Here is a 10,663-nt window from a genome sequence, read left to right on the forward strand (position 1 = left end):
GATCATCGTCATATTTTTTTGGATCCGGATCCGGATGCGGGGTCGTCGTTCGGTGAGCGGTCGCGGTTGTTCGGGTTGGCTCGGTCGAGTTGGGCCGATTATGATCGTTCGTTGATCAGTGCTGGTGGCGGCGTCTACGACCGCACCGCGAAGGCCATCCCGGTCAGCCCGCAAGTCCGTGCCGCTCTGAAGCTTCCGGCAGGTGTCACCCGGCTCTCGCCGCCGGAGATGATCCGCGCGATTCTCGAGGCTCCGGTCGATCTGTTGTGGAACGGTGGTATCGGTACCTATATCAAGGCGAGTTCGGAGACGAATGCCGATGTGGGTGACAAGTCCAACGACGCCGTCCGGGTGAATGCCGATCGGCTCCGGGTGAAGGTGATCGGTGAGGGCGGTAATCTCGGTGCGACGGCGCTGGGGCGTATCGAGTTCTGCCGTAACGGTGGGAAGATGAACACCGACGCGCTGGACAATTCCGCGGGTGTGGATTGCTCGGACCACGAGGTGAACATCAAGGTTCTGCTCGACGGTGTGGTGTCGGCGGGCGAACTCGATATCGCGGATCGTAATCCGTTGCTCGCGGAAATGACCGACGAGGTCGCCGAATTGGTGCTGCGCGACAATATCTCGCAGAACTTCCGGATCGGCCTGTCCCGGTCGGGCGCCGGGCGGCGTGGTGCGGTGCACCGGCGGCTGCTCACCGAGTTGGAGACCCGGCGCGGCGTGGACCGCCGACTCGAGGCCCTGCCGGGTGACGCCGAGATGGAACGCCGGATCTCCGTCGGAGCGGGGCTGACCTCGCCGGAACTTGCCACCATGATCGCCCATGTGAAGCTCGCGCTGAAGGCCGATCTGCTCGCCGGGGACCTGCCGGACAGCCCCACCTTCGCGGCGGTGCTGCCGGATTACTTCCCGACACCGCTGCGGGAGCGTTTCGCCGGTGCGATCACCAGGCATCCGCTGCGGCGCGAGATCGTGGCCACCGTGGTGGTCAACGAGATGGTCGACTTCGGCGGTGCGACGTTCGCGTTCCGGCTGTCCGAGGAGATCGGCGCCACCACCGACGACGCGGTGCGCGCGTTCACCGCCGCGGTGGAGATCTTCGGATTGCGACAGCTGTGGCACCGTATCCGCTCCGAGCAGATGCCGACCTCGGTGCGCGATCAGCTCGAAGTGGAGACCAACCGCACGCTGGAACGTGCCGCGCGCTGGCTGCTGCTCAACCGGCCGCAGCCGATCGCGATCGGGGCCGATATCACCCGCTATCGCGAGGGGGTGCGCGCGCTGGCGGACCAGGTGCCCGGCTGGCTGCCGAAACCGTTGGCCGAGCGGGTCGCCGCCCATGCCACCGAGGCGACCGAGCACGGCGCCCCGGCGGATCTGGCCGCCGAGGTCTACCGTCTGATCCATCTCTTCCCGCTGCTGGACGTCCTGGATATCGCCGATATCGCCGAACGCGACGCACAGGAGATCGCCGAACTCTATTTCGCGCTCAACGCGCATCTGGAGATCACCCGGTTGATCAGCGCGGTCGGCGATCTGGACCACGATCAGCGGTGGGCGAGTCTGGCGCGGCTGGCACTGCGTGACGATCTGTACGAGTCACTGCGGTTGCTGACACTGGATATCGCCACCGCCACCGATCCGGAGGATCCGGTGACGGAGAAGCTGGACTACTGGGAACAGACCAACCGGTCACGGCTGACCCGGGCCCGCGCCGCGCTCACCGAGATCTTCGGGGTGACCCGGCACGATCTGGCGACTCTGTCGGTGGCGGCGCGGCAGGTGCGGAGTCTGGCGGGTAGTTCGGAGTCCGGCATCGTCGCCTGAGCGCGCATAATTCGCGGGTGGCCGTCCGGTTCGTGCCGGACGGCCACCCGCCGTTTCCGCTGTGCCGCCGAAACCGACCGGCCGAATCCCTTCGCCCCTCGGGTGACCCGGCTCGCGCCCTACGCTCCCGGCGACCGGGCCTCCACCGATTCGGGTCGGGCGTCCAGCTCCCGGCCGGGAGGCGCCGGTATCGGTTCAGTCCGGGCGGCGGGTCCCGCAGGAAGCGCAGAATCTGGCTGTCGATGGCAATTCGGCATCGCATTCGCGGCAGCGGGCCGGTTCGGCGGGAGCGAGGCGATGACCGCATTCGACACAGAACTTGGCGCCCGGCGGGTTGGCGGTGCCGCAGTCGGTGCAGACCGGATGCGCGGCAGGGCCGAGTTCAGCGGGTTTCGCGGTGGGCGGCAGCGCCGGCGCGCTCGGCTCCTCCCGGGTCTGCTGGTGCTGTTGCCAGGGCGAACTCGGTGGGGGCGGGAAATTTCCCGTGACCGCGGGCCCCGGCTGCTGCAGGGCGTTGATGCCCAGCGCGGCGCCGATGAACCCGCCGTCGTGGCCGTTCCCGGAGGCCAGACCCTGGCCCGCGCCCAGGGCCATCTCCCCGGCGGCGTACTGCCGGAAATCGCCGGCGAGCCGGATGTAGGTGACATCCTTGGCGAGTCGTTTGAGCCGCTCGGCGTCCTCGGGGGCCAGGGTGATGTCGAAATTGCCGAGCCGCGGTATCCGTAACCCGTACTCGTAGAGCGCGGTATTGGTCTGCTGGACGACCACCCGCTCGATCACGGGCAGGAGTCCGGACAGGCCGAGGACCGGCCACTCGCCCTGGGAGACGCCCTGGGTCACCGCGACCTTCATCGCCTTGAGCAGCAGGTCGGCACTCCAGGATTCGACCCCGGCCGGATCGTGCAGATCGGTGCTGCCCGCCAGCGAGGTGATCAGTTGCCCGGCGTCGCGGACCGAGAGCGCGAACTCACCGAAGACCCGCAGCGTGACGATCTGCTCACTGACCGGATCGGCGATATCGGCGAGGCGGCCGCCGAATTTGATACCGGCGAATTCCCGGGTGGAGACGAAGTAGAGCTCGGCGCGGTAGAGGTTGCCGCCGGTCAGCGTATCCACCAGAGCGCCGAGCACCGGGAGTTCGTCCGCGTCGATCCGATGCCGGCCCGGCCCCAGCGCGGCCAGGACCTGCCCGGACTTCACGAACAGTGCTGTCTGGTCGGCGTTGACGATGGCGCGGGAGTATCGCCGGATGTTCACATCCGGCCACTTGTAGACGAGTTGCTTCTTGCCCGTCTCGGGGACGGCGATGAACTCGCGTTCGAACCAGGCCATCTGGGTGCTCCCTACGCATTTGACGTGTCCAGCGTATCGACGTTCAGCGGCTCGATCAATGGCTCTTGCAGTGCGGCCGACCTCGGCTTTTCGCCAAAGTCCCTGGTTTCCACGGCGTTACACATGACGGCCCCCTATTGATCGTGCCGCTAACTAGCGGTACATTGCTCGCAGACATGATCTGCGCCACTCGAAAGGCAACATGATGACAACAGTTCAAGAGCCTCCGGGTCAGGCGGCGCCGGCGGACGGTCTGCACGCCGAAGATGCGGGCTATCACAAGTCGCTGCGGCCCCGGCAGCTCCAGATGATCGCCATCGGTGGCGCCATCGGAACGGGCCTGTTCCTCGGCGCCGGCAGCCGGTTGCACGAGGCCGGCCCCGGTCTGTTCCTGGTGTACGCCGTCTGCGGTGTCTTCGTATTCTTCATTCTGCGGGCTCTGGGCGAGCTGGTCCTGCATCGCCCGTCCTCCGGATCGTTCGTGTCCTACGCTCGTGAGTTCTACGGCGAGAAGCTGGCCTTCGCGGTCGGCTGGATGTATTTCTTCCACTGGTGCATGACCGGCATCGTGGACATCACCGCGATCGCCACCTACGTCCACTTCTGGGGCGCGTTCGAGGTGATCCCGCAGTGGACCATCGCGCTCATCGCGCTGGCCATCGTGGTCGCGATCAACCTGATCTCGGTGAAATGGTTCGGTGAACTGGAATTCTGGGCCGCGCTGATCAAGGTCGTCGCTCTGGTGGCCTTCCTGATCATCGGCACCATCTTCCTGGCCGGTCGCTTCGACATCGAGGGCCAGCCGACCGGTCTCAGCGTTCTCTCCGACAACGGCGGCCTGTTCCCGAGCGGTTTCCTGCCGCTGGTCGTCGTCACCACCGGTGTCGTTTTCGCCTACGCCGCGGTGGAACTCGTCGGTACCGCCGCCGGTGAGGCGGAGAATCCCGAGAAGATCATGCCGCGCGCCATCAACTCGGTGATCGCCCGGATCGCGCTGTTCTACGTCGGTTCGCTGGTGCTGCTGGGCCTGCTGCTGCCCTACACCGTCTTCAAGTCCGGTGAGAGCCCGTTCGTCACCTTCTTCTCCAAGATCGGTATCGACGGTGCCGGCTCGGTCATGAACCTGGTGGTGCTGACCGCGGCGTTCTCCAGTCTGAACGCCGGCCTGTACTCGACCGGCCGCATCCTGCGCTCGATGTCGATGAACGGCAGCGCACCGTCCGTCGCGAGCCGGATGTCCAAGAACGGGGTGCCGTACGTGGGCATCCTCGCCACCGGTGTGATCGCGCTGGCTGGTGTCGGACTGAACGCGGTGGTGCCCGATCAGGCCTTCGAGATCGTGCTGAACGTTTCGGCGCTGGGCACCATCTTCTCGTGGACCGCGATCGTGCTGTGCCAGCTCCAGCTGTGGAAGTGGGCTCGCGACGGCAAGGTGACCCGGCCGAAGTTCCGTCTGCCCGGCACTCCGTACACCAGCTACGCCACCCTGGTATTCCTGGTCGGCGTGGTGCTGCTGATGCTGTTCAGCGACGAGATCGAACAGCGGGCCGCGGTGATCGCCATGGTGGTGGTCGGGGTTCCGGCCCTGGTCGGCGGCTGGTTCATGGCACGGAAGCGGGTGGGTGAGCTCACCGCCGCACGTGCCGCGGTGCCCGCTGCTCCGGCGCTGGCCGAAGAACCCGGTGACACCGTTCGTATCCTCGACGAACCCGAGGACCAGCGGTAACGCCGAACTGCGTGGAATACCCCGGATAGCAGGTCCGGGGTATTCCGCATTCCCAGGAAAGGGAACGATCGGCCTCTCGACCCCGCGGACCGGGATAACAATAGACTCTCTCTGTTCTTCCGCGGGTTTGAGAGGTCGTGCATGCCAGAGCAGCCCAGCTCGTCGCAGCCCAGCTCCGAGCGTCCGCTCCCGCCGCCCTGGTCGAAGCGGCGGATCCGCGGCGCGGATATGCCCCGGCGTGGCGCGCACACCTGGTCGACGCTACGCACCAACAGCAGCGAAAGTGTGCGCCGCGCCGCCGATTCCGATCTGACGCGGGCCGCCGAGGAGCTACTCGCCGAATCCGGTAGGCCGGAACCGCGTAGTGCCACCGACGCCGCCTCGGTCCCCAGCGGATCCGGCGTCTTCGTGCCGGTGACAGTGGGCGCGGTACCCCCGGTGGCCCCGCCCGACCGATCGGACACCCCGCCCGAGACGCCGGAGCTGTCGGACTTCGACCGGGCCATCGCCGCGCTGACCGGCGACGATATCGCCCGGCTCAACAGTCTCGCCGGTCCGGACGACGATCTCGACGACCTGCTGCTCGCCGACGACGACGATGAGGATTCGGACGATCCCGACCCGTTCGCCGGGTTCGAGGACGAGATGCCCTCCGGGCGCAGTGCCCGTTCCCGCCCCAGCGTCCGCCGCCTCGGCGCGGGGCTGGTGGCCCTGCCGCGGGTGGAACCGGTCGATCCCGCCACCGCGGTGCTCGCGGACCCGGTGGTGCCCGAGCACAAGCGGTTCTGCTGGAAATGTCAGGCGCCCACCGGGCGGTCGGGTCCGGACGGGCCCGGCGCCGTGGCCGGGGAGTGCGCACGCTGCGGGTCGGCCTACAACTTCTTGCCCGCACTCTCCGCCGGCGAGGTCGTGGCGGAACAGTACGTGGTGAAAGGTTGTCTGGCGCACGGGGGTCTGGGCTGGATCTACCTGGCCGTCGATACGAATGTCAGCGACCGGTGGGTGGTCCTGAAGGGGTTGCAGAACCCACAGGACTTCGAGGCGCATGTGGTGGCGCTGGCCGAACGCCAGTTCCTCTCGGAGATAACCCATCCCGGCGTGGTCAAGATCTACAACTTCGTCAAGCACCGCTCGCATCGCGAGATGGCCGACGGCTACATCGTCATGGAGTACGTCGGCGGGCGCTCCTTGAAGAAGATGCTGGATATGGCGGGGCCGGAACGCATCCCGGTGGCCGAGACCATCGCGTACATGATGGAGGTCCTGCCCGCGCTCGACTACCTGCACTCGTTCGGGCTGGCCTACAACGATCTCAAACCGGACAACATCATGGTCACCGACGACGAGGTCAAACTCATCGACCTCGGCGCGGTCGCGGCGATGGAATCGTACGGAAGTATCTACGGCACCCCCGGCTATCAAGCGCCGGAGATCATCGAGACCGGCCCCACGGTGGCCACCGACGTGTACGCGGCCGGACGCACTCTCGCCGCACTCATCCTGGATCTCCGCAAGGATTCCCACGGCAACTACCGCACCGAGATGCCGACTCCGGACGAGTACCCGCTGCTGCGGCGTTACCCGTGCCTGTACCGGCTGCTGGTGCGCGCCACGCATGTGGACCCGAGCCGGCGCTTCCCCTCCACCTACGCCATGTACTGCCAGTTGGCCGGGGTGCTGCGGATGGTGCTGGCCGCCGATTCCGGGCGGGAACATCCACAGGCGTCGGTGGAATTCGGCTCGATGCGCGGCGATTTCGGCATCGACACCTTGATCGGCCAGACCGACGGAATGGTCGACGGGGGACACCACAGCCTCGGTCTCGACGCCGCGTCGGTGGTGGCCACCCTGCCGATCCCGCTGATCGACGCCGACGATCCCAGTGTCCAGCTGTTGAGCCCGCTGCTGCACGGAGACGCCCGCCAGACCCTGGACTCGTTGCGCCAGACCTCCGAGCGGATCGCGGCCGGCACCATCGACGCGCCGGAGACCTTCGAGGTCGAGGCCGCGCTCGCCGCGGTCCGCGCGCATCTCGACCTGGGGGAACGCGCTCCGGCGCTCGCCTTGCTGGAAGAGTTGCGGCCCCGCGTGGTGACCGACTGGCGGGTCGAATGGTTCAGCGGGGTCATCGATCTGCTGGACGGGCGCTACGAGCTCGCCTATCTGCATTTCGACCAGGTGCACACCATGCTGCCCGGCGAGCTGGCGCCGCCGCTGGCCCTGGCCGCCACGGCCGAACTGGCCCTGCAGACGCTGAGCGATCCGGGTGATTCCGACCGGTGGCACACCGCCGCGTCGGAGTTCTACCGGCTGGTCTGGCAGACCAATCACGCCGTGGTCAGCGCCGCGTTCGGGTTGGCTCGCCGCTTGGCCGCCGACGGTGAACTGTTGCAGGCCGTGCAGGTCCTCGACGAGGTGCCGGTGACCTCCCGGCATCACGGCACCGCCCGGATGACGGGCAGCCTGCTGCTGGTATCGCGGCCGCATCGGGAGATCACCGAGATCGATCTGCGCGAGGCGGCGTCGCGGTTGGAACTCGTCGACGAGCCGCGAGCGCTACAGATGCAGGTGGTGGTGGTCGGCGCGGCACTGGAGTGGTTGAAATCCCGGATGCGGCCCGCGTCCGCCGACGCCAGGCTACTCGGCTATCCGCTCACCGTCGCGGGGCTCCGAAGCGGACTGGAGTCACGGCTGCGCGCCCTGGCCCGGACCGTGCCCGGCCGCCTGCACCGGTATCGGCTCGTCGATCTGGCCAACAGCGTGCGCCCGCACACCCGCTGGTAAGAGGTCAGGACTGCCCGGCGATCCGGCGCCGCCGGGCCACCGCGGGCAGTAGCGGCGCCGAGACCAGAACGATCACCAGCAGCAGCAGCCACAGCCAGCCGCCGTACACCAGCGCGAGAATCAGCGCGAAGACGGCCGCACCCCCGGCCAGCGCCGCAAAACCCACTGCGGGATCGGCGGTCTCGCTCGTTCCGGGTGTCGCCTGTGGCGCGGGCAGATCGGTGAACAGGGCCGCGAGTTCCGGTGTGGTGCGCGCGGCGGTCACCGCGGCGGTGCGCTCTTCGTATTCGGTGAGCGTGAGCAGGCCCGAACCGAGATGCTCGGCGAGCTCCCGCAGCGCCCGATCGCGTTGCTCGACGGTGATGCGCGCGCCCGGTAGCTCACTCATACTCGCAGCATAGGACGGTTTCCGCGGTCCGGCTCCACGCTGTGGTCGCCACTGCCGGGAAGCTGTCGGGTGCTCATTCGACGCCGATTCCCAGATCTGGGGAGTAATTACGCTGGCCTCACAGCATTGCGGGCAGAGGAGTTGTGTATGTCCACCGTGATCCAGTCTCGGCGCCCGGCTGCCGAGGCATGGGACTGGCAATTGAACGGGTCCTGCCGCGGCCTGGAATCCACCGTGTTCTTCCATCCCGAGGGGGAGCGGGGCCGGGCGCGCGCCGCACGGGTCCGGCGGGCCAAACAGATCTGCGATACCTGTCCGGTACTCGACCGGTGCCGCAGTTACGCACTGGCGGTCGGCGAGCCGTACGGCGTGTGGGGCGGTATGTCGGAGGACGAGCGCCGTACACATATCCAACGGGCCGTTACTTCAAGCCCGACGAACTAGCGAACGGCGCCCGACACGGGTTGAATCGGACGTTTCGGTAGTGTCCGGGGCGGGTCGTCGCCACGCCTTTGTGGTTTCCTTGTTATATGGCTGCTGGTGTGGAGTACACGATCGATGAACTGGCGCGGGCTGCCGGCACGACCGTGCGCAGCCTGCGGGTTTACCACGAACGGGGGGTTCTGCCTCCGCCGCAGGTCAAGGGGCGAACGGGTTATTACAGTCCAGATCACCTCAATCGGGTGCGCACGATCAGCAGGCTGCTCGATCGCGGCATCAAGCTGAACGGGATCAAGGAGCTGCTCGAGGCCTGGGACCGCGGGGACGATCTCGGGGACATTCTGGGTGTCGGACCGCTGCTCGGCGGTATGGAATCCGGCGAGCCGCTCGCGGGCGAGTCGCCCGCGTCCGCCGATGCCATCGCAGCCACCGAACTGCAGGAACGCTACGGTTCCGTGCCGAACGGGCTGGCCCGAATCGTCGCGGTGGGTCTCTACGAGCCGGTGGACGCCGCCACCTATCGGCCCGCCGACCGGCAGCTCATCCGGATCGCCGAACAGTTGGCGGCCGCCGGTGTTCCCGATGCCGACGTGCTCGGCGAGCTCGAACGGATCCGCGCCGACTGCGACCGGATGGCCCGCCGCTTCGTCGACCTCTTCCACCGTACCGCCTGGCAGAAGTACCAGGACTCCGAGCAGGAGACCGCCGATCTGGCTGAATTGACCGGGCAATTGCAGCTCGCCCGGACCCTGCCCGGTAAGGCCGCGGCGGAGCTGGTGACCAAGTTCGTCGCACACTACATCGACAGCGACAGCGAACTCGCCGACCTGCCCGCAGAGAGCTGACACCGGGTTCCCCGGCCTGGGAATTGGGTCGGGTGAACGTTGCGCTGAACGACGGTACATTCGACGGTGGCTCTTCCGTCGGCCGGGGCGCACTCCGGCGAGCGACTACTTAGGTAACTTTCCGGTCTTCTACGGATGCGCGCGGCCCGAGGCGGGTGCAGAATCTGCTTCCTGGCACCTGACGCGGTAGATGAGGCATGGAATGGGAAGCGTGACACTGTGGATGCAGATATCACTCGACGGGTTCGCGGAGGGGCCCGACGAGGCGGTCCACTGGCCGGTCGTGGACGAGGAACTCTGCACCGAATACCTGGATGAACTGCGCAGCGCCGATCTGCTGCTGTACGGACGCAGAACCTACGAGATATTGGCGGGCTTCTGGCCCACCGCCGATCTGGCCCCGGTCTCGCCGTTCTACGTCGACTTCGCGCGATTCTGGCGTGCCGCGCCTAAACTGGTCGTCTCCCGCACCCTGCGCAACCCTTCGTGGAACACCCGGGTCACCGGCTCGGATCCGATCGAGGAGGTGCGACAACGCCGGGCCGCGGGCCAGGACATGGTGCTTTTCGGTGGCGCTGAAACCGCGCGGTCCTTCATGGCGCACGATCTGATCGACGAGTTCCGGCTCTTTGTGCACCCCCTGCTCCTGGGCGGCGGGGTCCCGCTGTTCCGCTCGCCGGTGGACACCAGCGGGCTGCAACTGGTGGACGTGCTGACCTTCGACAGCGCGGTCGTCCAGATGCACTACCGCCAGCAGGCCTGTCTGGTGTGAGCGGCCGCCACGGCGGTCGTCGGGCCGGTGGATTTCGCCGTCGCCGAGCAGCGGGGCGGACAGTTCCGCCCCGGTGGTGACGCGGTACGGGGAGTACCTGCGTCGCCGTTGGCCGGTGCGTCCGGTCGCGGCGGACACACCGGTCGATCGTGGGGAATCGGCCGATTCGCGCTGGGGGAGCTTATCGCCGGCCGAACGGGAGGTCGCGGTTCTGGCGGCCGCGGGCTGGCCGAACAGTGCCATCGCCGAACGGCGGGGTAGTTCGGTGCGCACGGTGGACGCTCAGGTGGCCGGCGTCCGCCAGAAGCTCCTGATCGGCTCCCGGCGCCGGATACCGGATCATATTCCGCTCCATCTCGCCGGGGTGGTGGCCGCCGAACGTGATACCGCCGCTGGTCGTTCCCGGTACCGGCGGCGTACGCCGCGCCTGCCCGGCCGGTAGTGATCGCGCGGCGCCGGGATCACCGGCAGGCGTAGTAGTACGGCTTGTAGGCGCAGATGTCGAGGTAGCCGCCCTGGTCGCTGTCGTAGGTGAAGCTGCGCTC

Annotated in this window: 9 protein-coding genes; 7 read left to right on the forward strand and 2 right to left on the reverse strand. The window is 67.5% G+C overall.

Going from position 1 to position 10,663, the window contains the following annotated elements:
* The coding region (locus ABZV91_RS30935) for an NAD-glutamate dehydrogenase domain-containing protein (RefSeq protein WP_355249277.1) at window positions 1-1,830 on the forward strand (1,830 nt) is incomplete at its 5' end.
* Window positions 1,831-2,025: 195 nt separating this feature from the next.
* Here the strand turns inward: ABZV91_RS30935 and ABZV91_RS30940 are convergent.
* Entirely contained in the window at window positions 2,026-3,162 is a 1,137-nt protein-coding gene (locus ABZV91_RS30940; RefSeq protein ID WP_355249278.1) for an SPFH domain-containing protein, read from the reverse strand.
* Window positions 3,163-3,367: 205 nt separating this feature from the next.
* On the opposite strand from ABZV91_RS30940, the gene ABZV91_RS30945 reads away from it, so the two are divergent.
* Together ABZV91_RS30945 and ABZV91_RS30950 are read left to right on the forward strand one after the other, a co-directional pair.
* The gene (locus tag ABZV91_RS30945; RefSeq protein ID WP_355249285.1) at window positions 3,368-4,888 is read left to right on the forward strand and encodes an amino acid permease; all 1,521 of its coding nucleotides are present in this window, start codon (window positions 3,368-3,370) and stop codon (window positions 4,886-4,888) included.
* A gap of 141 nt (window positions 4,889-5,029) precedes the next feature.
* Window positions 5,030-7,672, forward strand: coding sequence for a tetratricopeptide repeat protein (locus ABZV91_RS30950; RefSeq protein ID WP_355249279.1), 2,643 nt, complete (start codon window positions 5,030-5,032; stop codon window positions 7,670-7,672).
* 4 nt (window positions 7,673-7,676) lie between these two features.
* On the opposite strand, the gene ABZV91_RS30955 is transcribed toward ABZV91_RS30950, so the two are convergent.
* Entirely contained in the window at window positions 7,677-8,060 is a 384-nt protein-coding gene (locus ABZV91_RS30955) for a DUF1707 domain-containing protein (RefSeq protein ID WP_355249280.1), read from the reverse strand.
* Window positions 8,061-8,207: 147 nt separating this feature from the next.
* On the opposite strand from ABZV91_RS30955, the gene ABZV91_RS30960 reads away from it, so the two are divergent.
* From ABZV91_RS30960 to ABZV91_RS30975, 4 genes are all read left to right on the forward strand, one after another.
* Window positions 8,208-8,504 (forward strand): WhiB family transcriptional regulator, encoded by a 297-nt coding sequence (locus ABZV91_RS30960; RefSeq protein WP_355249281.1) that lies wholly within the window; start codon window positions 8,208-8,210, stop codon window positions 8,502-8,504.
* An 86-nt stretch (window positions 8,505-8,590) separates the two neighbouring features.
* Complete coding sequence (locus ABZV91_RS30965; RefSeq protein WP_355249282.1) at window positions 8,591-9,346, forward strand: MerR family transcriptional regulator; 756 nt, start codon at window positions 8,591-8,593, stop codon at window positions 9,344-9,346.
* Between the two features lie 202 nt (window positions 9,347-9,548).
* Entirely contained in the window at window positions 9,549-10,118 is a 570-nt protein-coding gene (locus ABZV91_RS30970; RefSeq protein WP_355249283.1) for a dihydrofolate reductase family protein, read from the forward strand.
* A 73-nt stretch (window positions 10,119-10,191) separates the two neighbouring features.
* A complete protein-coding gene (locus ABZV91_RS30975; protein WP_355249284.1) occupies window positions 10,192-10,560 on the forward strand; it encodes a helix-turn-helix transcriptional regulator in 369 nt (122 codons plus the stop codon).
* Window positions 10,561-10,663 lie beyond the last annotated feature (103 nt).

The sequence above is a fragment of the Nocardia sp. NPDC004568 genome (assembly GCF_040609955.1).
Lineage (GTDB): Bacteria > Actinomycetota > Actinomycetes > Mycobacteriales > Mycobacteriaceae > Nocardia.

Excerpts from the sequence above, each read along its gene's own strand:
- ABZV91_RS30950 (WP_355249279.1), top strand. The coding sequence starts at position 5,030 with ATGCCAGAGCAGCCCAGCTCGTCGCAGCCCAGCTCCGAGCGTCCGCTC.
- ABZV91_RS30940 (WP_355249278.1), bottom strand. The coding sequence starts at position 3,162 with ATGGCCTGGTTCGAACGCGAGTTCATCGCCGTCCCCGAGACGGGCAAG.
- ABZV91_RS30945 (WP_355249285.1), top strand. The coding sequence starts at position 3,368 with ATGACAACAGTTCAAGAGCCTCCGGGTCAGGCGGCGCCGGCGGACGGT.
- ABZV91_RS30960 (WP_355249281.1), top strand. The coding sequence starts at position 8,208 with ATGTCCACCGTGATCCAGTCTCGGCGCCCGGCTGCCGAGGCATGGGAC.
- ABZV91_RS30970 (WP_355249283.1), top strand. The coding sequence starts at position 9,549 with ATGGGAAGCGTGACACTGTGGATGCAGATATCACTCGACGGGTTCGCG.
- ABZV91_RS30955 (WP_355249280.1), bottom strand. The coding sequence starts at position 8,060 with ATGAGTGAGCTACCGGGCGCGCGCATCACCGTCGAGCAACGCGATCGG.
- ABZV91_RS30965 (WP_355249282.1), top strand. The coding sequence starts at position 8,591 with ATGGCTGCTGGTGTGGAGTACACGATCGATGAACTGGCGCGGGCTGCC.